The 19,861-nt window shown below is 64.5% G+C and carries 21 protein-coding genes; 16 read left to right on the top strand and 5 right to left on the bottom strand.

From position 1 onward, the window contains the following. Positions 1 to 6: 6 nt before the first annotated feature. Positions 7 to 516 (bottom strand): DUF3576 domain-containing protein, encoded by a 510-nt coding sequence (locus CHX26_RS03160; protein WP_104941118.1) that lies wholly within the window; start codon positions 514 to 516, stop codon positions 7 to 9. Positions 517 to 830: 314 nt separating this feature from the next. Between CHX26_RS03160 and CHX26_RS03155 the strand changes: the two genes are divergently transcribed. Both CHX26_RS03155 and phbB read left to right on the top strand, forming a co-directional pair. Next, entirely contained in the window at positions 831 to 1,595 is a 765-nt protein-coding gene (locus CHX26_RS03155; protein WP_104941117.1) for a hypothetical protein, read from the top strand. A 250-nt stretch (positions 1,596 to 1,845) separates the two neighbouring features. Then, positions 1,846 to 2,568, top strand: a complete 723-nt coding sequence (gene phbB / locus CHX26_RS03150; RefSeq protein ID WP_104941116.1) for an acetoacetyl-CoA reductase — start codon at positions 1,846 to 1,848, stop codon at positions 2,566 to 2,568. 22 nt (positions 2,569 to 2,590) lie between these two features. On the opposite strand, the gene CHX26_RS03145 is transcribed toward phbB, so the two are convergent. Further along, entirely contained in the window at positions 2,591 to 3,703 is a 1,113-nt protein-coding gene (locus CHX26_RS03145) for a phytanoyl-CoA dioxygenase family protein (RefSeq protein WP_172449663.1), read from the bottom strand. Positions 3,704 to 4,033: 330 nt separating this feature from the next. Here CHX26_RS03145 and CHX26_RS03140 point away from each other — a divergent pair, with 330 nt between their 5' ends. Both CHX26_RS03140 and CHX26_RS15555 read left to right on the top strand, forming a co-directional pair. Continuing rightward, positions 4,034 to 4,240 (top strand): hypothetical protein, encoded by a 207-nt coding sequence (locus CHX26_RS03140; protein ID WP_104941114.1) that lies wholly within the window; start codon positions 4,034 to 4,036, stop codon positions 4,238 to 4,240. 87 nt (positions 4,241 to 4,327) lie between these two features. Continuing rightward, on the top strand, positions 4,328 to 4,510 hold the full coding sequence (locus CHX26_RS15555; RefSeq protein ID WP_146107635.1) for a hypothetical protein: 183 nt from the start codon (positions 4,328 to 4,330) through the stop codon (positions 4,508 to 4,510). Between the two features lie 21 nt (positions 4,511 to 4,531). Here the strand turns inward: CHX26_RS15555 and CHX26_RS03135 are convergent, their stop codons facing one another. From CHX26_RS03135 to CHX26_RS03125, 3 genes are all read right to left on the bottom strand, one after another. Beyond that, the gene (locus tag CHX26_RS03135; protein ID WP_104943222.1) at positions 4,532 to 6,283 is read right to left on the bottom strand and encodes an AMP-dependent synthetase/ligase; all 1,752 of its coding nucleotides are present in this window, start codon (positions 6,281 to 6,283) and stop codon (positions 4,532 to 4,534) included. A 242-nt stretch (positions 6,284 to 6,525) separates the two neighbouring features. Then, positions 6,526 to 8,253 (bottom strand): gamma-glutamyltransferase, encoded by a 1,728-nt coding sequence (ggt, locus tag CHX26_RS03130; RefSeq protein WP_104941113.1) that lies wholly within the window; start codon positions 8,251 to 8,253, stop codon positions 6,526 to 6,528. 10 nt (positions 8,254 to 8,263) lie between these two features. After that, positions 8,264 to 9,304: a quinone-dependent dihydroorotate dehydrogenase gene (locus CHX26_RS03125; RefSeq protein ID WP_104941112.1), complete on the bottom strand. Its 1,041-nt coding sequence runs from the start codon at positions 9,302 to 9,304 to the stop codon at positions 8,264 to 8,266. A gap of 306 nt (positions 9,305 to 9,610) precedes the next feature. On the opposite strand from CHX26_RS03125, the gene CHX26_RS03120 reads away from it, so the two are divergent. The 12 genes from CHX26_RS03120 to CHX26_RS03065 all read left to right on the top strand — a co-directional run bounded on the left by CHX26_RS03120 (position 9,611) and on the right by CHX26_RS03065 (position 19,859). Next, positions 9,611 to 10,531: a helix-turn-helix domain-containing protein gene (locus tag CHX26_RS03120; protein WP_104941111.1), complete on the top strand. Its 921-nt coding sequence runs from the start codon at positions 9,611 to 9,613 to the stop codon at positions 10,529 to 10,531. A 91-nt stretch (positions 10,532 to 10,622) separates the two neighbouring features. After that, positions 10,623 to 12,437 carry a DUF885 domain-containing protein gene (locus CHX26_RS03115; protein ID WP_104943221.1) on the top strand — a complete coding sequence of 605 codons (1,815 nt, stop codon included), beginning with the start codon at positions 10,623 to 10,625 and terminating at the stop codon, positions 12,435 to 12,437. Positions 12,438 to 12,485: 48 nt separating this feature from the next. Next, positions 12,486 to 13,349, top strand: a complete 864-nt coding sequence (locus tag CHX26_RS03110) for a helix-turn-helix domain-containing protein (RefSeq protein ID WP_104941110.1) — start codon at positions 12,486 to 12,488, stop codon at positions 13,347 to 13,349. 96 nt (positions 13,350 to 13,445) lie between these two features. Then, on the top strand, positions 13,446 to 13,880 hold the full coding sequence (locus tag CHX26_RS03105; protein ID WP_104941109.1) for an SUF system Fe-S cluster assembly regulator: 435 nt from the start codon (positions 13,446 to 13,448) through the stop codon (positions 13,878 to 13,880). Next, positions 13,877 to 15,358 carry a Fe-S cluster assembly protein SufB gene (sufB, locus tag CHX26_RS03100; RefSeq protein WP_104941108.1) on the top strand — a complete coding sequence of 494 codons (1,482 nt, stop codon included), beginning with the start codon at positions 13,877 to 13,879 and terminating at the stop codon, positions 15,356 to 15,358. The genes CHX26_RS03105 and sufB overlap by 4 nt, the downstream gene beginning before the upstream one ends. After that, complete coding sequence (locus tag CHX26_RS03095) at positions 15,355 to 15,738, top strand: hypothetical protein (protein WP_104941107.1); 384 nt, start codon at positions 15,355 to 15,357, stop codon at positions 15,736 to 15,738. Before sufB ends, CHX26_RS03095 begins: the two co-directional genes overlap by 4 nt. Next, positions 15,735 to 16,286, top strand: a complete 552-nt coding sequence (locus tag CHX26_RS03090) for a DUF559 domain-containing protein (protein WP_104941106.1) — start codon at positions 15,735 to 15,737, stop codon at positions 16,284 to 16,286. Before CHX26_RS03095 ends, CHX26_RS03090 begins: the two co-directional genes overlap by 4 nt. 3 nt (positions 16,287 to 16,289) lie before the next feature. Continuing rightward, on the top strand, positions 16,290 to 17,033 hold the full coding sequence (gene sufC, locus CHX26_RS03085; RefSeq protein WP_104941105.1) for a Fe-S cluster assembly ATPase SufC: 744 nt from the start codon (positions 16,290 to 16,292) through the stop codon (positions 17,031 to 17,033). After that, positions 17,030 to 17,800: a SufD family Fe-S cluster assembly protein gene (locus CHX26_RS03080; protein WP_104941104.1), complete on the top strand. Its 771-nt coding sequence runs from the start codon at positions 17,030 to 17,032 to the stop codon at positions 17,798 to 17,800. Before sufC ends, CHX26_RS03080 begins: the two co-directional genes overlap by 4 nt. Further along, positions 17,797 to 19,023, top strand: coding sequence for an aminotransferase class V-fold PLP-dependent enzyme (locus CHX26_RS03075; RefSeq protein WP_104941103.1), 1,227 nt, complete (start codon positions 17,797 to 17,799; stop codon positions 19,021 to 19,023). The genes CHX26_RS03080 and CHX26_RS03075 overlap by 4 nt, the downstream gene beginning before the upstream one ends. A 69-nt stretch (positions 19,024 to 19,092) precedes the next feature. Beyond that, on the top strand, positions 19,093 to 19,494 hold the full coding sequence (locus CHX26_RS03070; RefSeq protein ID WP_104941102.1) for an SUF system Fe-S cluster assembly protein: 402 nt from the start codon (positions 19,093 to 19,095) through the stop codon (positions 19,492 to 19,494). Beyond that, positions 19,494 to 19,859, top strand: coding sequence for a HesB/IscA family protein (locus CHX26_RS03065; RefSeq protein ID WP_104941101.1), 366 nt, complete (start codon positions 19,494 to 19,496; stop codon positions 19,857 to 19,859). Before CHX26_RS03070 ends, CHX26_RS03065 begins: the two co-directional genes overlap by 1 nt. The last annotated feature ends 2 nt before the right edge of the window (positions 19,860 to 19,861 follow it).

The following is a 19,861-nucleotide window of genomic DNA, read 5'->3' as shown; positions in this document are numbered from 1 at the left end:
GAAAACTCAGGATTGGAGCGCCTGGCGACGCAGATCACGGGCCTTGGTGAGAATAATGTCCTCGAGCTTCTGCACGGTTGCCGCCTGCACCGGGGCTTCAACCCAGTTGCCGGCCTCGTTGACCTGACGGCTGGCGGCCACCCGCAGGGCATCGGCGCGCAGATCCTGATCGAGGATCGTGACAGTCACCTTCACACGCTCATTGGGGTTGGCGGGGTTGGCGTACCAATCGGTGACGATCACGCCGCCTGCGCTGTCCGCCTGCAGCAGCGGGGCAAAGCTCACCGTCTCCAGCGCCGCGCGCCACAGATAGGCGTTAACGCCGATGGTGTTGATCTGCGCCGCCGCCAATTCGGTTCGCGGGCGATCCCCGCCGCCGCACGCCGCCAGAGCAAGCCCCGCGACACCCAGCAGCGCGGCTGCGGAAAAGCGGCGAATCGCCGGACGGAAGGTGGCGGATTGGGCGCGTGTCACTGCCGGTTCATCCTCATCATCATTAAGCGGGGACGCTGTCATGCCCCCTATAACTGCCAGCACCCACGCGGCAAGCATCATCCGCGAGGTTTGCAGGCTGGATGCGCGCAGGAAGACAGGCCGAGAGCTTTATGGTGGCTGAATTTGGCACGACTCGCGGGATTCTGTGTGCATGGTGCCACAGGTAGCGCGAGAATCCGGCTGGGCTGCGGCAGAGTCATTGCAAGCTGGCGTGCCGCGCCTATCACAGCAATTGTACACAATTACCGACTCAGGCCACGACTCAGGCGTGGTTAAGGTTCGGTATGCTTGGCTGGATAGTCCGGACAAGAATTGACAGGGAAACGAACAGGGCAATGGCGGCACGGTCGGACAGGACAGCAAGGACGCAGCGTTCGCTGCCGTTCGTTGCGCTGTGCGGTGCGCTGACGCTGGCCTTGCCGAGCGCCGGGCTGGCGCTGGCTGGCGCGAAGGTTCCGGCACGGGCTGCTGCCTCGCTCGATGCCGTCGGTCTCGGGATGTTCACCCCGGCCTCTGTCGATCCTGCGCTTGCTGCGCGCGTTGCCGACAAGGCCCGGGCGCGCGGGTTGCGCTTCACCCCGGCCAGCGCCCCGCCGGTGTCCGGCAATCGTACGGTGACGGTGGCTGTCCGGGTCGATGATGATTCGGCGCGGGCGATTTCCGTGCGCAAGTCGATCGAGGCGCTTCCGGGCCGCGGCATCGCTCCCATCGGGATCGAAGCGAGCCGGTTCCAGCTCGGATCAGCAATCGGCTATCAGAGCTTCACGCGCACCGTCGATCTGTCGGCCAAGGTCAACAGCAATGTTGCGATGCCTGATCTGGCGCAGTTCAAGCTTTCGCAGCCGCGCGACAATGACAAGCCGAGCCGCCTGCAGCCCCGCATCGAGCTTGAAGATCGCGAAATCGCCGGACGCTCGCCCAATACGCTCGATTCCATCGGCGCGCAGACGGTGGGCGTGGGCGGCAGCTTCCGGCTTTCGCCCAATCTCGATGTGATGGCGGGCGTGCGCTATTCGCAGGAGCGCGAACGGCTTGATCCGCTGACCAACTCGGTCAAGGACAGCCAGGCGGTCTATGTCGGCACGCAGATCAAGTTCTGATCTCTGCTAAATTCCTGAAATTGCTGTAATTTCTTGATTTTCAGGGGTATTCTTGGCCGCGCTTGCTCCGGTCTTGCGCGCGCTTGACCGGCTCTTGCCTCCCCTTTGCTCCCCTTTGACGCCCGCCAGACCCCGCCTTGCCGAGCGGGCGCGCATGGGCCCAAAGCATAGCTATTCGCCGCTTTCCCTGACCCTACGGCATCGCTAGATTGCAAGGCCTTACACAGTCGTTTGAAAAAGGGGGAATGCCATGGGCCGGGTTGCCATCGTCACCGGGGGAACGCGCGGAATCGGGGAGGCGATCTGCAAACGACTCCAGCGGCAGGGCCATACCGTGATCGCCAACTATGCCGGCAATGACGAAAAGGCGAAGGCCTTCACCGAAGCGACCGGCATCCCCGCCAGGCGCTGGGACGTCGGCGATCACGAGGCGTGCCTGGCAGGCTGCGCCGCAGTCGAGGCAGAGTTCGGCCCCATCGACATCGTGGTGAACAATGCCGGGATCACCCGTGACGGCACGCTCCACAAGATGAGCTTCGAGGACTGGAACGAGGTGCTGCGCATCAACCTCGGCGGGTGCTTCAACATGGCCAAGGCGACCTTCCCCGGCATGCGCGAGCGCGGGTGGGGGCGGATCGTCAATATCGGTTCGATCAACGGGCAGGCGGGGCAATACGGCCAGGTCAATTACGCTGCTGCCAAGTCCGGCATCCACGGTTTCACCAAGGCGCTGGCGCAGGAAGGCGCGAAGTTCGGGGTGACCGTGAACGCCATCGCGCCGGGCTATATCGACACCGACATGGTCGCCGCCGTGCCTGCCCCGGTGCTGGAAAAGATCGTCGCCAAGATCCCGGTCGGCCGCCTCGGCATGGCCGAGGAAATCGCCCGCGGCGTCGCGTTCCTCACCTCCGAGAACGGCGGCTTCATGACCGGCTCGACCATGAGCATCAACGGCGGTCAGCACATGTATTGAGGCGCAGGACGCGCCGGCGGAATTACTCCGCCGGTTCGTGCTCGCGCTGACGTTCGGGCTGCTGCGCGACGGGCGCAGGCGATGCCGCCAGCAGATCACCCAAGGTCAGCGGATTGGCGGTGAGCGTCGGGTCGGGCGAATAGCCGTCGTGCCAGTACTTTGTCTCGATCATGTCCCGCGCGATGCTCATTCCGAAGAAGCGCCGGGGTTGGGGTGAGCGGTTGTCCGGCCCGGCATGGAGCAGATCGCTGCGATAGAGGATGACGCTGCCCTTGCGCGGCGCAGTCTGGACCAGTCGGAACGTCTGGTCGAGCGCCTTGCCCTGTCGGTAGAGCTTCCACAGATTGCGCGGGCCAAGGTGGCGCAGGCTGAACTGCGCATTCTTGCCCAGCACGAAGCGCAGCAGGTTGGGCTGGTGCTGATCCCACTTGGTCGAAAACACCCGGTCCCGGAATTCCCCCGGCGCCAGCGGCGCTTCGGCGCTTTTGCGCATGACCATCAGCTTCTGCAGATTGTGCAGGAAAATCCGGAAATTGCTCCTGATGCGGAACAGCTCCATCAGGGCATAGGCCTGACCGCCATGCCGGTTTTCCGCCCCGGCATACATATGGGTGCCGGGGACGAACACCGTCCCGCCCTGCTGGTCGGAGACATCCTCCACCGCTGCCAGCAGGCTGATCACCCCCATCGGATCGCGGTGGATATATTGATGCGACGAGCCGCGATAGCTGGTCAGCGTGATGACTTCGAGCAGCGAGCGCGACCGGCCGCAATACTCCGCATAGATCCCTTCGAGCCGCTTGCAGAACATTCCGGCAAAACTGGTGACCGCCGGGGTCGCGGGCAACGAGCAGAAATCGCGCCGGACGTAGCGATTATCGGTCTCGCTGGCGAAGGTGCAGTGGTTGCGATCGGGGTCGGCGATGGTCTGGCGGATCAGCGCAAGGCCGAGGTCGGCTTCCTCGTCGGACAGCAGGCCGGTCAGGATCACCAAGCCGTGGGTGTCCATCATCGCCAGAGCCTGCCGGACGCATTGCGCCGTCAGCCGGCCCCGTTCATCAAGAGCCGCAGGCACCTCAAACGCGGATGTATCGTTGGAAACCTTGAGCGCATTCATGCCAATCTGCCCCGTCATCACCCGGCGTGCTCGTGAGGAACCGCCGTTACCCATCATAGGCATGCGTGGCAGCGGCGGGAGCCTTGAGTTCGTCCCGTTCCAATGACAGACAGACTTCTCGATCAGGTTAACGCCGGGGTCGGCGCGCAAGGCATCAAGCCGCTGCTGCAATCCTAATGGGAACTGCCGCCACCGCGCCCGGCGGGTCAGAGTGCGAGCCGGGGTTCTCTCCCGAATATGTCGATGATTTCGAGGCGGCTTGAGGCGGTGACGAAGGCTTAAGGGCTTGTCTCTAAAAAAGGACTTATGTCTGAGCAACTTCCGGTAACCTTAGCCCCCGCAGGTCCAATGCCGATTGAGCCGTTCGATTGGCTTGGCCGGGTACTTGCGCATTTTGCGACAGCAGAGCGTGCAATCGGGCAATTGTGCATCGCGCTCGAATTGCCAGTCGAGAAAGGCCCGCTGTCGAACCTGCAGAATCTTTGCGGCATACTGGCACGAAGCAGCGACAAGAGATGCCAAACTTTGCTCAAGCGGATCGAGCGTTGGCGCTGATTCCGGCCGTTACGTCATCTGCTTGCCCATGCATCAATCTTGGTCGTGCATGACAGTGCCGGCAATCGGTTCATAATTACACGCCACTTGCCCCTCGACCGGTACGACGTGACACCGGACAAGCTTTGGACCGAAGAGGAATGTCGTGAATTGCTTAGGGTCGCGAACAACGACGGGCGTTCGATCGCGGATCAAATCCGCAACCTGTTGCAGAACAACACGGCGCTGACGGAACTGAAGAAGCCGAACCCCGGATCAGGTCCGGGGTGACGGAGGGGAGGCGGATAAGTCCTAGCCCCGATAAAGCCCGTCGATCCGCTCCTGATACCGCTCGCGGATCTTGTGGCGGCGGATCTTCATGCTTGGCGTCATTTCCTCGTTCTCGATGGTGAAGGCCTCGTCCGCGAAGGCGAACTGCCTCACCTTCTCGATCACTGACAGATCGGCGTTGGTGCGATCAACCGCGGCGCGCACCGCGTTCCTGAAGGCGGGCAAGTCCTGCAGCGCCTTGAGATCGAACTTCTCGCCATTGGCCCTCGCCCATTCGAGCGCCCACTCGGCGTCCGGCACGATCAGGCCCACGACATAGGGCCGCTTGTCGCCGCTCACCATCGCCTGCGCGATTTCGGGCTGGAGCGTCAGCATGCCCTCAACCTTCTGGGGCGCGATATTGTCGCCCTTGTCGTTGACGATCATGTCCTTCTTGCGGTCGGTGATGACGATCCGGCCCTTGTGGTCGAGATGCCCGATGTCACCGGTGTGGAGCCAGCCCTCTTTCAGCGTGCGCGCCGTCTCGGCCTCGTTGCGCCAGTAGCCGTGCATCACCAGCTCGCCGCGCACGAGGATTTCGCCGTCCTCGGCGATTTTCACCTCGACGCCCCTGAGCGCCGGGCCGACCGTATCCATCTTGAGGCCCACCTTGGGGCGGTTGCAGCTGATCACCGGCCCGGCCTCTGTCTGGCCATAGCCTTGCAGCATGGTCAGCCCCATCGCGTCGAAGAAATTGCCGACTTCGGGATTGAGCGGCGCGCCGCCCGAAACCATCGCCTTGATCCGCCCGCCGAACTTCTGGCGGATCTTGGGGCGCAGGGTCTTCTCGACGAGGAAGTCCAGCGGCCGGTCGCGCAGGCGTTTTTTGCCTTCCTTCGAATGCTCGGCGATCTTGAGCGCGCTATCCATCATGAAGTTGGCGACTTTGCCCTGCTTTTCGACCTGCTTCATGATGCGGGTGCGCAGCACTTCGAACAGGCGCGGGACGACGACCATGATGGTGGGGCGGGTTTCCTCGATATTGCTGGCGAGCTTTTCGAGGCCCTCGGAATAGAAGATCTCCGCCCCCACCCCGATGGGGAGATACTGCCCGCCTGAATGTTCGTAAGCGTGGGAGAGCGGCAGGAACGACAGGAAGCGTTCGTCCTTGATCCCGAAATCCTCGATCAGCACTTCGGCCGCGCCCGAGACATTGCACAGGATTGCGCCGTGGTGCTGCATCACGCCGCGCGGCGCGCCGCCGGTGCCGCTGGTGTAGATGAGGCAAGCGGTTTCGGAGCGTTCGATGCGCGCGATCCGTTCGTCCACCGCCGCGCGCGCGGCGGCGGCATCGCCGGAGATCAGCGCCTTCCAGTCGTGATATTCGAAGCTGCCCGATTGTTTCCGGTGGAGGTCATCGATCCCGATCACGTGCTCGACCAGACCCGTCTGCCCGATCGCGCCGACCACGGGGGCGAGCAGCTTCTCGTTGGAGACGAACACCGCCCGCGCGCCCGAATTGTCGAGGATGTGGGCATGATCGCGGCGGGTGTTGGTGGTGTAGGTCGGCACGGTGATGCACCCGGCGGCCATGATCGCGAGGTCGGCGATGCACCATTCGGGGCGGTTTTCGCTGACCAGCGCAACCCGGTCGCCATCTTCCAGCCCCATGCCGCGCAGCGCCTCGGCCAGCAGGCACACCTGCTCAGCCGCCGAGCGCCAGGACTGCGTCACCCATTGCCCGCCTTCCTTGTGGCCGAGGAAGGGCGCGTCGCCCTTCTCATCGGCGCGCATCAGGAACAGCTCGACGAGGTTCTGTGCGCGGTCAATGTCCTGCAACAGCGGATGGTCCGCGGGGTTCACGACCGCGCGGGCAGCGTAAGGCACGGTGGGGGAATGCACTGGCAAAGGCTCCTGATCCCTTCGAGATTATGGTTCGCGGGGTTCTTCGGCGACCCGCGTGCGCCGGGCAGATTAGAGGCGGAAAACCGTAGCGGCAAGCGTCCGGATGCGGCTGTCCTCGCAGCGCGCTGCTGTCAGGGTGTCACAACGCTGGCAAGGCGCGGCTCGGTGGCCACCTCCCAGCTGCCGTCAGCCCGGCGCCCCAGCGCGTTGGCCTTGATCGGCGCAGGCGCGATGCGGATGGACTTGTGGCCGCGCGCGGTAAGTTCGTCCTTCATGATCTCGAGCGCGCTGCCCTCCTCGATCAGCAGGGTGTCGCCGAACGCCATCGCGAAGGGCAGCGCCAGCGCGTCCTGCGCACCGAGGCCGAAATCGAGCACGCCGATGATCGCACGGGTGACGGTAACGGGAATGGTCGGGCCTCCGGCTGCGCCGATTACCAGCACGATCCGTCCTTGCGCGTCATAAACCACAGTCGGCGCCATCGAGGAACGCGGGCGCTTGCCGCCCTCGACCCGGTTGGCGACCGGCTTGCCGTCAGCCTCGGGCGTCAGGGTGAAGTCGGTGAGTTCGTTGTTGAGATAGAACCCGCGCCAGTAGAGCCCCGATCCGAACGCGCCCTCGATGGTCGAGGTGTAGCTGACGGCATTGCCGCGCCCGTCGACGACCGCAAAATGGGTGGTGCCGTTCTCCGGTTCCTCCGGCCCGTCCCCGCGTGCAAGCGGCGCGCCGGGCGGCACACCCGCCTCGGGCTTGGCGATAGCGCTATGGGGCGAAATCAGCGCCGAACGCTGGGCGAGGTATCCCGGATCGACCATCCCGGCGACCGGCACCGCGACGAAATCGGCATCGCCCGAATACATCTCGCGGTCGGCATAGGCGAGGCGCTGGCTTTCGATGAACAGATGCCAGAACTGCGGGCTGTCAGGGCCGAGCGCAGCGAGATCGAACCGCTCAAGCTGGCCGAGCATCTGCGCCACCGCGACCCCGCCCGAAGACGGCGGCCCCATGCCGCAGACCTTGTACACCCGGTAGCGCACGCAGACCGGCGCGCGTTCCCTGGCGGTATAGGCGGTGACATCATCGGCGGTCATGCGCCCGTCCTGCGGGGTCTCGCCCGCCACGTAGGCGGCAAGTGCAGCGGCTGCGACGCTGCCATACATCGCCTCAGGCCCTTCGGCGGCGAGGGTGCGGAACGTGGCGGCAAGTTCAGGCACCCGGATCGTGGTGCCAAGCGGCAGCGGCTCACCGTCCGCACCGAAGAATACCGCCTTGGCCACCGCGCTCTTGTCCGCCCGGCCCTTGTTGCCCTTCAAGGATTCAAACAGCCTCCTGTTCATCACGAAGCCATCCTCAGCGAGCGCGATCGCGGGCTCGAACAGCTTGGCCCAGGGCAGCCTGCCATGTTCGCCATGCGCCTTGGCGGCGAGCGCGATGTTGCCCGGCACCCCGACGCTGAGACCCGAAAAGACGCGCGTTTCGCGGGGGAGGATCTTGCCCCCGGCATCAAGAAAGCGGTTCGGCGTGGCAGCGGCAGGGGCCGTCTCGCGCCCGTCATAGGTGATCAGCGAGCCGTCATCCGCATCGGCACGCAGCATGAACCCGCCGCCGCCGATGCCGGAGCTCTGCGGCTCGACCACGGTCAACGCCAGCATCACCGCAATCGCCGCATCGACCGCCGAGCCACCCTGGGCAAGGATCGTCTCGCCTGCCGCCGTCGCGCGCGGATCGGCGCTGCTGACCGCGCCGCTGCCAGTGAAGCGGATGTCCTCCACGCCTTCGAGGGCGACATTCTGGGTCGTGACGGCACAGCCTGAAAGGGCCAGCGCCAGCGGGGCGATCAGAGCAGCAAGAATACGCATCGGGCAGGTGCTATTCGCTTCCCACCGCTTCGGCAATGCTCGCGAAGCCATCGCGCTTCATCAGCGCCTCAAGCCCCCGCGCGATCCGCGCGCCAAGACCGGGGCCTTCATAGACCATCGCGGAATAAAGCTGCACCAGACTAGCGCCGGCACGGATGCGCTCCCACGCGTGTTCGGCGTTGGCGATCCCGCCCACCCCGACCAATGGCAGCGCGCCGCCGGTAGCCTTGCGGAAATCGCGCAGGCGCTGGGTGGCCAGCTGACGCAAGGGCGCGCCCGACAGCCCGCCTGTCTCGCCCGCATGGTGCGAACGCAGCGCCGGGCGGCTGATCGTGGTGTTCGACACCACCAGCGCGCCTAGCTGCTTGTCCATCGCAATCCGGGCAATGGCATCGATGTCGGCGGGCTCGAGATCAGGGGCGACCTTGAGGAATACCGGTGGCGGGGCAGCCCGCACCGCCTCATCGCGGGCGGCGATCACGGCGTCGATCAGAGCGGTCAACGCACCTTCATCCTGCAAGGCGCGCAGGCCCGGCGTATTGGGCGAGGACACATTGACGCAAAGATAGCTCGAAAACGGTGCCATCTTCCGGGCCATCACAGCGTAGTCGGCGATACGATCGTCGGAATCCTTGTTGGCACCGATATTGACCCCGACGATGCCCGGACGCCCCTTGCGCACCCGCAGCCGCGCCAGCGCAGCGTCGGCTCCACCATTATTGAACCCCATGCGGTTGATGACGGCCTCGTCCTCGACCAGGCGGAACAGCCGCGGCCTGGGATTGCCCGCCTGAGGCAAGGGGGTGATCGAACCGACTTCGGTAAAGCCGAAGCCAAGGCCAAGCAGCGCATCAGGCACCTCGGCATCCTTGTCGAAGCCGGCGGCCACCCCGACCGGATTGGGGAAGGTCAGCCCCGCCACCTCCACCGCCAGCGGCCCTGCTGCGACAGGCGCACGCGATGGCAGCGCGGCCAGTGCGCGCAGCGCGAGGCGGTGCCCAGTTTCCGAATCGAGAGCGAAGATTGCAGGCTTGATCAGGCGGAACAGCATGGCTTTGCGCCTATGGCAGCGAACACGGCATGTCGAGCCTGTCGAGAACCCCGCCAAAGAGCGGCTGGATTACCTTATGCCACCCAAGGGTTTGACCTTACCCCCCCTGAATAGGGGATCATCCTTGTCGCTTGCATACAATCCCGGAAGTGATTCGGTGTTTATGTGCGTTTCTGCGACCCGAAGGGCTCGGAGCAGCAATGCAAAGAGTTCCTCAACTCAGATGGCGGCGTTCCTTCGGGGGCGCCGCCCTTTTTTGTGGTTTTGACTGGCGCGGTAAATGTTGCATAGTGTTCCGCGCAAACCATGAGTGTCATTTCAGCCAAATCCGCTCCGCCGTCCGGCCTGCCGGACGATCAGAAAAACCTCACGGCGGCCGCGCTGATCAGCGTCGATTACATTCCTCCCTCGGCCACGCTCGCACCCTTCGTCACCACGCTTTACCATTTTCGATGCGATGAGCCGGTGATCCGCGACATCCAGCCCGCCGCAATCGGGCAGGTCTGCCTGTTTCCGCACGGCAAAGGCGAGCTGCACTTTGCCAATGGGCATCGCGATCCCAATCACGAAGTCGGCCTGCTAACCCCACTTTCACGCGCAACGCCGATGTTTGTGAACGGGCCGTTCCATGCCTTTGGCGCTGCGCTCACTCCGGTAGGCTGGGCGGCGCTTACCGGGCTCCATGCCGGCCTGCACCGCGACCGGCTGCTCCCCGCCACCAGCGTGCTTGGCCCCGGCATCGCCTCGCTGGGCGAGCGTCTGCTCGCCGCCTACCGTAATGGCAGCATGAGTGGTCGTGACTGCGCCCTCGCGATCGGCGGTTTCATCGAAAGCAATGTACGACCGCTCAACCCGCGCCATCTTGAACTGGTGATGGCCACGGCACGCTGGCTGGCTGGATCCTTCAATCCTGAAGTCGGCACGCTGGCCGGTACGGCAGGCTATTCGGCACGGCAGGTGCAACGCCTCGTTGAACGCTATTTCGGCCTGCCGCCGCGCGCGCTCGCCCGCAAGTATCGCGCCTTGCGGGCTGCGGCCCTGCTGTCCGCGCCGCACCTGTCGCCGCAGGACGAAGCGGAAATCGGCGAGGCCTTCTTCGACCAATCCCACATGATCCGCGAGATCACCCATTTCGTCGGCCGCACCCCTGCGCGGCTGGCGGATGATGTGACTCCTTACCTTTCGGAGATGATTGCCCCCAAGAACCTGCGCGAGCTTGAAGCCTGAGGCCTGACATTATGTTGTCAGAACCCGCCGCGCGCGGCAAAGCTGCATGAAAGGGTGGGTCGCTGCCTCCCACATCCGGACTGGAACCATGATGAAACTTGCCCGCCTGTTCGCTGCCCCGGTCTCCGCTCTGGCGCTCGCCGCCACGTTCGCTGCGCCGCTTGCCGCGCAGGAGAGTGCAGCCGCACCTGCGCGTGCCGAACCAGCGCAGACCGCCGACATCGACGCGCTGTTCGTCGCCTATGATGCGGCTACCTTGGCCGAATCGCCCGAAGGCAAAGCCTATCGCGGTATTCGCGATGAGGATTACGGCAAGTGGGACGATCCCTCCGACGCGGCCGAGGAGCGGCAGTTCGCGCTGCTCCAGCAAACGCTGGCGGAAATGCGCAAGCGGCACGATCCAGCCAGTCTGACCGGGCAACAGGCGCTGTCCTTCCGGCTGTTCGAGGCAATGGCGGAACGCCGCGCCTCGCTCCACCCCTATCGCGGCTATGGCTACATCTTCGACCAGATGAACGGCGCGCAGAGCCAGTTTCCGGCCTTCCTCATCAACATCCACCGTGTCGCCAGCGAAGCGGACGCGCTGGCTTATGTCGAGCGGCTCGCCGGGCTGGGCGCGGTGCTCGACGCGTTGACACAGGAATCGCGTGATCGGGCAGACAAGGGCGTGATGCCGCCGAAATGGGTCTATCCCTATGTCATTTCCGACATCCGCAATCTGCTTGAGGCGGGAGACGGCAATGCGGTGTTGGCCGACCTTGCCGGAAAGGTCGAAAAGCTCAATCTCGATGCGGATACCAAGGCCGGGATCAACGGCGGCGCGAGGGACGTGTGGTGGGACAGCGTCGTCCCCGCCTATCAGCGCCTGCTCGCCGAGATGGAGCGTCAGCAGGCCATCGCCCCGACCGATGACGGTGTGTGGCGCTTCGAAGACGGCGACAAGTATTACGCCGCGCTGCTCAGGAACTACACCACCACCGATCTGACGGCGGACGAAATCCACGAAATCGGTCTCAGGGAAACCGCACGCATTCACGATGAGATGCGCGCGATCATGGCCAAGGTCGGCTTCACCGGCACCTTGCAGGAATTCTTCGCCTTCACCCGCGACGATGCACGCTTCTATCACACCAGCCGCGAGGATTATCTGGCCGAGGCGGATGCCCATCTTGCGCGGATGACCGCGCGGCTGCCCGATTTCTTCAGCACGCTGCCCACCGATCCACTGGTGATCAAGCCGGTCGAAGCCTTCCGCGAAAAGAGTGCAGGGAAGGCCTTCTACCAGCGTCCCGCGCCCGATGGCTCGCGGCCCGGTACCTATTACGTCAACCTCTACAACCTGCGCGACATGAGCAAGAACGAGCTTGAGGCGCTGGCCTATCACGAAGGCGTGCCGGGGCATCACCTGCAGCTGTCGATCCAGACGCAGCTGGGCGATCTGCCCCCGTTCCGGCGGTTCGGCGGGGTGACGGCCTATTCCGAAGGCTGGGGCCTCTATACCGAGGAACTGGGCAAGGACATGGGCTTCTATACTGATCCCTATTCCGATTTCGGGCGGCTCGGCATGGAACTGTGGCGCGCCGGGCGTCTGGTGGTCGACACCGGCCTCCACCACAAACGCTGGAGCCGCGAGGAGGCGATGCAGTGGCTCGCCGACAACACCCCCAATCCGCCGGGCGACATCGAAAAGGCGATCGAACGTTACATCGTCTACCCCGGCCAGGCGACCGCCTACATGATCGGCAAGCTGAAGATCATGGAGCTGCGTGAAAAGGCGCGCACGGAACTGGGAACCAAATTCGATATCCGCGAATTTCACGATGTCATCCTGAAGAACGGCCCGGTGCCGCTGTCGATCATGGAGGAGAATGTCGGGCAATGGATCGCTGCCCGACGCCAGCAATAGGGTCGCGCCAAAAAACAACAGGGGGCCCCGTGTGCCGGGGAAGTTTGGTTGCAGTTCCACAGCAAGACTATTGCACCAGCGGCGGACTACGCCGGGATCGTCAACACGTTCTACATCATTGAAACAGGCGAAGGACTGATCGAGGAGCCGGTTCCGGCCTATTCGGCGCAGCTTTTGATCATGGTTCGCGGCCGCGCGACCTTCACCTTTGCCGAGGGCAGCACAGCGCAATCCTCCACCGTGTTCATCAACGCCCCACAGATGCGCAGCGCAAGTTGCGTCATCGAAGGCCCGGCGCTGCAGGTGGGGGCCTCGCTGACGCACGTGGCATGGCAAAGACTGTCGAACTTGCCAGCTGATGTTGTGCATGATCAGCTTGTGCCTTCGGCAACCATCCTCACGCCCGACCAGCTCGCCACGCTGGAGGCCGCTGCGGCTGCCTGCGAGAGAGGCCACATCGCGCCGGAGGATTTGTGCCATTATCTCGGCGCTGTGATCGCCGAAGGCCCTTTCACCCCAAAGGATGATCATGTCGAACTGGTCGAGGCGATCTTGCGCTGGCTCGCCAGCGGCTTCGATCCGGCTGTGAGTGATCTCTATGCCAGCGTCGACGTCTCTCCGCGACAACTTCAGCGCATCTGTCGGCGCTTTTTCGGCGTCGCTCCGGCACAGGTGCTCAAGCGGTTTCGCGCGCACCGGGCGGCGATGCTGCTGACGCAGCCCGGTCTCAGCGAAGAGTTCTATGACCAGCTGATGGCGACCTATTTCGATCAGGCGCACTTGATCCGCGACATTCGCCGTTACACCGGGCGCACGCCGAGCCAGTTTCGCAAGCAATCACTGGCGACCGGGCTGCTGCTTCCGTCCGCGCACGGCGATGCCGGGGTGGTGCTGAACCAGCCGGAGGATTGAGCGCGCGGGAAGCGAACGCCTTTGCGGTTGAAATCCGAATGGATTGCTCCTAATTGCAAATCGGACTGATTCCGTCCGAATTGAGAACCGTTCGCAATGCGCCTGTCGAACCTTGCCGATTACGCCGTCATCACGATGTGCCAAGCCGCGCTCCATTGCGGCAGCGGACGGGTGAGTGCGGCGGAGCTGGCGACCGAGACGGGCCTGCCGGTGCCGACGGTGCAGAAGCTGGTCTCCAAACTGACCGCCGCTGGCCTGCTGCGGAGCGTGCGCGGGGCGCATGGCGGCCTGCAGCTTGGCCGTCCGGCGGCGGCGATCACGGTCGCGGACATTGTCGAGGCGATCGAAGGCCGCATCGCGCTTACCGCCTGCATCGACCATGCCCCGTGCGATTACGAGGCCGGGTGCAACATGAAGCCGCACTGGCCGATCATCAACACCGCGCTACGCGGCGCGCTGGCGGGCATCACCCTTGCCCAATTGCGCGGGCCGATTGTGGCCCCCACCCCCGCTGAGGACCATCTGGCATGAGCGAAGAGATCGAAATCCAGGACCGCGAAGCCCGCGAAGCCGCCGCCAAGGTCGCCGATTACGAGCATGGCTGGTCGGCGGACATCGACACCGAATTCGCGCCCAAGGGCCTGTCCGAAGACACCGTCCGCTTCATCAGCGCCAAGAAGAACGAGCCCGAATGGATGCTCGAATGGCGGCTGAAGGCCTTCCGCCTGTGGCAGACGATGGAGGAACCCGACTGGGCCAAGGTCGGCTATCCGCCGATCGACTATCAGGACGCCTATTACTACGCCGCGCCCAAGAAGAAGGCGACCATCGCCAGCCTCGATGAACTCGATCCCGAGATCAAGGCGGTCTACGACAAGCTCGGCATTCCCGTGGCGGAGCAGGAAGTGCTCGCCGGGGTCGAAGGCGCGCGCAAGGTCGCGGTGGACGCGGTGTTCGATAGCGTCTCCGTCGCCACCACTTTCCGCGAGGAATTGAAGCGCGCGGGCGTGATCTTCCTCTCGATCTCCGAGGCGATCCGCGAATATCCGGAACTGGTCAAGCAGTGGCTCGGCAAGGTCGTGCCGGTGCGCGACAACTACTTCGCGGCATTGAACTGCGCGGTCTTCTCCGACGGCACCTTTGTCTATGTGCCCGAAGGCGTGCGCTGCCCGATGGAGCTGTCGACCTATTTCCGCATCAACGCCGAAAACACCGGCCAGTTCGAACGCACGCTGATCGTGGCCGACAAGGGCGCTTACGTCAGCTACCTCGAAGGCTGCACCGCGCCGATGCGCGATGAAAACCAGCTCCACGCCGCCGTGGTGGAACTGGTCGCGCTGGACGATGCCGAGATCAAATATTCCACGGTGCAGAACTGGTATCCCGGCAATGCCGAGGGCAAGGGCGGCATCTACAACTTCGTCACCAAGCGCGCGCTGTGCCAGGGGGACCGTTCGAAGGTCTCGTGGACGCAGGTCGAAACCGGCTCGGCGGTGACGTGGAAATATCCCTCCTGCGTCCTCAACGGCGAGGATTCTGTGGGCGAGTTCTACTCGGTCGCGGTCACCAACAATTTCCAGCAGGCCGACACCGGCACCAAGATGATCCACAACGGCAAGAACAGCCGCTCGACGATCATCTCCAAGGGGATTTCGGCGGGCAAGTCGAACAACACCTATCGCGGGTTGGTGCGCGTCGGCCCGACCGCGAGCGGCGTGCGCAACTTCACCCAGTGCGACAGCCTGCTCCTGGGCGATCAATGCGGCGCGCACACCGTGCCCTATATCGAGGTGAAGAACCCGTCGGCACAGATCGAGCACGAGGCGACCACCTCCAAGATCAGCGACGAACAGCTGTTCTACGCGATGCAGCGCGGCCTCGGCGAAGAGGAAGCCGTGGCGCTGATCGTCAACGGCTTTGCCAAGGACGTGCTGAAAGAGCTGCCGATGGAGTTTGCGGTCGAAGCGCAGAAGCTGCTGGCGATTTCGCTTGAGGGGAGCGTGGGGTGAGTCAAGAAACTCCGCGCCATTTGCGTATTGAGACTTACTTTCTCCATGAGATTGCACATCTCAAGGACCATGTTTTCGCGATGGTCGAGTTGTCCGACCCCGAATGGCACGAGCAAGAACTCAAAAAAATGGAAGACTGGCAGCGCCTGACCAGGAGCTTTGAAGGGCGGTTTGAGATTTTGTTCGGTAGCCTTGAACTCGTCAAGCCACAGATCGGCGATGAAATGCACGATCGGCTTCACGCAATGGGCTGTGAAGCAAGACGGCTATTAGAGTCAGGACAATATCGGGAGGGAGCATTCCTTCTTCAGGACATGAAAGACTTGGGTTGGTCCAAGCGGGCTCAACGGCGCACGATGACGAAAGTGAAGACCGCATGACCACCCGGAAAACCCTCGCCCTCAACCCCGAGGCCGCCACCGCCGAAGCCCCCGCGCTCAAGAAGAAGGGCCGCGGGTGGGAGATTTCGGAGAAGCGGCTCGATGCGCTGCACGAGCAGGCGCGTGAACTCCGCCGCCATTCTTCCGAGGCGCACAAGGCGCTCGCCGCGAAGTTCGCCGCCGCCGACATGGGCCGCTACACCTTCAAGCGCCACGCGGTGGTCGGCAGCGCGATTGTCGATTTCAACTGTCACAACCTCGGCCTCGCGCTCGCGATTGACGAGGAGGGGCAGAACGATGCCCTCGCAAAACGGCGCGACAAGAGCCTCGAAAGCGTCGGCATCAAGGTGATGCGCATCGCGGCCAAGGACATCCTCGAAAACATCGACGCGGTGCTGAAGCAGCTCACGCAGGTGATGCGCGAGCGCATCGCCGGCAAGAAAGAGGCCGCCCGCGCGCACAAGGCGGCCAATCCCAAACAGACCTACGACCGACCCAAGCGCAGCAATGACGGTGACAAGCCGAAGCGCGCCCCCAGGAAAGACTGAACGATGCTCGAAATCACCAACCTCCACGCCTCCGTCGGCGAGAAGCCGATCCTCAAGGGCCTGACCCTCTCCATCCCCGCGGGCGAGGTCCACGCGATCATGGGCCCCAACGGCGCGGGCAAATCGACCCTCGCCCACGTGCTCGGCGGCAAGCCGGGCTACGAGGTCACCGAGGGCAGCGTGACCTTCCGGGGGCAGGATCTGCTCGCGCTGGAACCGCACGAGCGCGCCGCCGCCGGGCTGTTCCTCGGCTTCCAGTATCCGGTCGAGATCCCCGGCGTCTCCAACGTCCAGTTCCTGCGCGAGGCGCTGAACGCGCAGCGCAAGGCGCGTGGGGAAGAACCGCTGTCGGGTGGCGAGTTCCTGAAGCTCGCCAAGGACAAGGCTGCGCTGCTCAAGATGGACATGGAAATGCTCAAGCGGCAGGTGAATGTCGGCTTCTCGGGCGGTGAGAAAAAGCGCGCCGAGATGGTGCAGATGGGCATCCTCGACCCGGCCTTCGCGGTGCTGGACGAGACGGATAGCGGCCTCGATATCGACGCGCTGCGGATCGTCGGCAACGGCATCAACGCGATCATGCGCGCGCCCGACAAGGCGGTGCTGCTGATCACCCACTACCAGCGCCTGCTCGATGTGGTCGCGCCCGACAAGGTCAGCATCCTCGCCGGCGGCCGGATCGTCGAGACCGGCGGGCCGGAACTGGCGCTGCGGCTGGAGGCCGAGGGCTATGACTCGGTGATGGCATGACGGGTGAAGCCGCAACCTTGACCCTGCCCACCCGCCGCGATGAGGCGTGGCGCTATGCCGATATGGACGCGGTTGCGCGGCTTGGCGTGGCGGCGCTTGACCAGTGGCGCGATGTCACGATCGGAGACGGCGAGACATGGCGGGAATGTCTGGTCGTGGGCAGCGATGCACCCGAATTGCACAATATCCGGATCACCGTCGGCAAGGGCGGCCGGGCGGAGCTGTTCGTGGTCAATCGCGGGTCGGACTATACGCGCGTGGCTGTGGAAGTGGCGCTTCTCGGCAGCGGCGCGCATTTCGAATTGGGAGGCATCACAATTGGCGGCGGCAAGGCGGTCCGCGAATTCGTGACGACGACCTTCCACGACGTTCCCGAAACGACCAGCAACCAGACGGTGCGCGCGGTCCACTGGGCGGGCGCAACCGGTAATTTCCTCGGCGAGATCAAGGTCGCGCGCCATTCGCAGAAGACCGACGCCGCGCAGGACTTCAAGGGCCTGCTGCTCGAGGCCGGGGCGAGCGCCAATGCCGTCCCGCAGCTCGAAATCTTCGCCGACGACGTGAAATGCGCTCACGGCGCGACGGTGGGCGAACTCGACGAGGGCGCGCGCTTCTACATGATGGCGCGCGGGGTTGATCCGGCCACCGCGCAGCGGTTGCTGGTGCAGGCCTTTATCGGCGATGCCTTTGTCGCGCTGGAGGACGAGGCGGCCCGCGAGCGCCTGCTCGAAGCCGCGCTGGCGGCGCTGGAGGGGGCGGGGCTGTGAACGCTCCTGCCACCATCACCCGCGACCTTCGCGCCGATTTCCCCGGCATGGTCACGGCGGACGGCAAGCCGTGGCACTACCTCGACACCGCCGCCACCGCCCAGAAGCCGCGCGCCGTGATCGAGGCCATGGCCCGCGCGCTGGGCGAGGATTACGCGACCGTCCACCGCGGGGTCTATGCCCGCTCGGCGGAGATGACGCTCGCCTATGAGGCGGCGCGACGGACCATCGCCCGGTTCATCGGCGGGCACGAGGACGAGGTCGTGTTCACCCGCGGCGCGACGGAAGCGATCAATCTCGTCGCGCAGACCTGGGGGCGGGCGAACCTGAAGGCGGGCGACCGCATCCTGCTCTCGCAGCTCGAGCACCATTCCAACATCGTGCCGTGGCAGATGGTCGCCGCCGAAACTGGCGCGCAGATCGACGTCTGCCCGCTGACCGACGATCACCGCATCGATTTGGACGCCGCCGAAGCCATGCTGACCGAGGCCCACAAGCTGGTCGCGCTGGGCCATGTCTCCAATGTCACCGGCGCCTTGCTCGATGCGCCCCGCGCCGCTGCGATGGCGAAAAGGCACGGTGCGAAGCTGCTGCTCGACGGGTGCCAGTCTGCGCCGCACATGGGCGTGAATGTCGCCGCACTGGCTTGCGATTTCTACGTGTTCAGCGCCCACAAGCTCTACGGCCCGACCGGGATCGGCGCGCTGTGGGCGCGGAAGGAACTGCTCGCCGACATGCCCCCCTATCAGGGCGGCGGGGCGATGATCGACCGCGTGACGTTTGAACGCACCACCTATGCCGTCGGCCCGCAGCGGTTCGAGGCCGGCACGCCCGCGATCACCGAGGCAATCGCCTTTGCAGCTGCCGCCGACTATGTCAGCGCCATCGGGCCGGAGCGCATCCATGCGCATGAACAGGCACTTGTCGCCCGGCTACGGCGCGAACTCGGAAGCATGAATGATGTGACCCTGTTCGGCCCCGAGGACAGCGCCGGGATCGTCAGCTTCGCCATTGACGACATTCACCCCCACGACCTCGGCACGATCCTCGACGAGAGCAATGTCGCGATCCGCGCCGGGCACCACTGCGCCCAGCCGCTGATGGACCACCTCGGCGTTCCGGCCACCGCACGCGCCAGCTTCGGGCTCTATTCGACCGAGGCTGACGTAGACGCGCTGCTCGCCGGGATTGCCCGCACCCGCAAGATTTTTGGAAAAGGATGAGATGATGGACAGCTCAGCCGATACAGCCGCCAGCAAGCCCCCGCCCCCCGCGCCCGCGTCGAGGACGCCGTGGACACCGATGCGCCCCAGGACCAAGGGCGCACCCGCGATTATCTCGACGGCTTCCTCGCCGCCAAACCCGCGTCCGATGCTGTTGGCGGGGACGGCAGCGACTTGCAGGCCGCGGTGATCGAGGCGCTGCGCGAGATCTATGACCCGGAAATCCCGGTCAACATCTACGATCTCGGCCTGATCTACGGGGTCGAGGTGGATGACAATGCCGATGCCACCGTCACCATGACTCTCACCACCCCGCATTGTCCGGTGGCCGAGACCATGCCGGGCGAAGTCGAGCTGCGCGTCACTTCGGTGCCGGGGATTCGCGATGCCGAGGTTGTTCTGGTATGGGACCCGCCATGGGGGCCGCACAAGATGTCCGATGAAGCGCGGCTCGAGTTGGGAATGCTGTGATGACCGAGACCACGACCGCCACCCGCCCCGCGCCAAAGGCCGCCGTCACCCTGACAGCCGCCGCGGAAGCGCGCATCGCGGAACTGATGGCCAAGGCCCCCGCCGATGCGATCGGCGTCAAGCTGTCGACCCCGCGCCGGGGCTGTTCGGGCCTCGCCTATTCGGTCGACTACGTCACTACCGAAGCGAAGTTCGACGAGAAGATCGTGACCCCCGGCGGCGTGTTCTACATCGACGGCGCGAGCGTGCTCTATCTGATCGGGTCGGTGATGGATTGGGTAGAGGACGATTTCACCGCCGGTTTCGTGTTCGAGAACCCCAATGCCAAGGGCGCTTGCGGCTGCGGCGAAAGTTTCATGGTCTGAGC

Origin of the sequence: Porphyrobacter sp. HT-58-2, from assembly GCF_002952215.1 — a bacterium.
GTDB lineage: Bacteria > Pseudomonadota > Alphaproteobacteria > Sphingomonadales > Sphingomonadaceae > Erythrobacter.
The sequence above is the reverse complement of the archived record's forward strand: the minus strand, read 5'-3'. Positions and strand labels throughout refer to the sequence as shown.

Bases quoted from the DNA above. Each gene is read 5' to 3' on its own strand.
- CHX26_RS03125 (WP_104941112.1), bottom strand. From the start codon at position 9,304: ATGCTGTTCCGCCTGATCAAGCCTGCAATCTTCGCTCTCGATTCGGAA.
- CHX26_RS03090 (WP_104941106.1), top strand. From the start codon at position 15,735: ATGACCACCCGGAAAACCCTCGCCCTCAACCCCGAGGCCGCCACCGCC.
- CHX26_RS03140 (WP_104941114.1), top strand. From the start codon at position 4,034: ATGCCGATTGAGCCGTTCGATTGGCTTGGCCGGGTACTTGCGCATTTT.
- phbB (WP_104941116.1), top strand. From the start codon at position 1,846: ATGGGCCGGGTTGCCATCGTCACCGGGGGAACGCGCGGAATCGGGGAG.
- CHX26_RS03115 (WP_104943221.1), top strand. From the start codon at position 10,623: ATGAAACTTGCCCGCCTGTTCGCTGCCCCGGTCTCCGCTCTGGCGCTC.
- sufC (WP_104941105.1), top strand. From the start codon at position 16,290: ATGCTCGAAATCACCAACCTCCACGCCTCCGTCGGCGAGAAGCCGATC.
- CHX26_RS03155 (WP_104941117.1), top strand. From the start codon at position 831: ATGGCGGCACGGTCGGACAGGACAGCAAGGACGCAGCGTTCGCTGCCG.
- CHX26_RS03080 (WP_104941104.1), top strand. From the start codon at position 17,030: ATGACGGGTGAAGCCGCAACCTTGACCCTGCCCACCCGCCGCGATGAG.
- CHX26_RS03065 (WP_104941101.1), top strand. From the start codon at position 19,494: ATGACCGAGACCACGACCGCCACCCGCCCCGCGCCAAAGGCCGCCGTC.
- CHX26_RS03145 (WP_172449663.1), bottom strand. From the start codon at position 3,703: ATGACGGGGCAGATTGGCATGAATGCGCTCAAGGTTTCCAACGATACA.
- sufB (WP_104941108.1), top strand. From the start codon at position 13,877: ATGAGCGAAGAGATCGAAATCCAGGACCGCGAAGCCCGCGAAGCCGCC.
- ggt (WP_104941113.1), bottom strand. From the start codon at position 8,253: ATGCGTATTCTTGCTGCTCTGATCGCCCCGCTGGCGCTGGCCCTTTCA.
- CHX26_RS03120 (WP_104941111.1), top strand. From the start codon at position 9,611: ATGAGTGTCATTTCAGCCAAATCCGCTCCGCCGTCCGGCCTGCCGGAC.
- CHX26_RS03160 (WP_104941118.1), bottom strand. From the start codon at position 516: ATGACAGCGTCCCCGCTTAATGATGATGAGGATGAACCGGCAGTGACA.
- CHX26_RS03105 (WP_104941109.1), top strand. From the start codon at position 13,446: ATGCGCCTGTCGAACCTTGCCGATTACGCCGTCATCACGATGTGCCAA.
- CHX26_RS03135 (WP_104943222.1), bottom strand. From the start codon at position 6,283: ATGCGCGCCGATGAGAAGGGCGACGCGCCCTTCCTCGGCCACAAGGAA.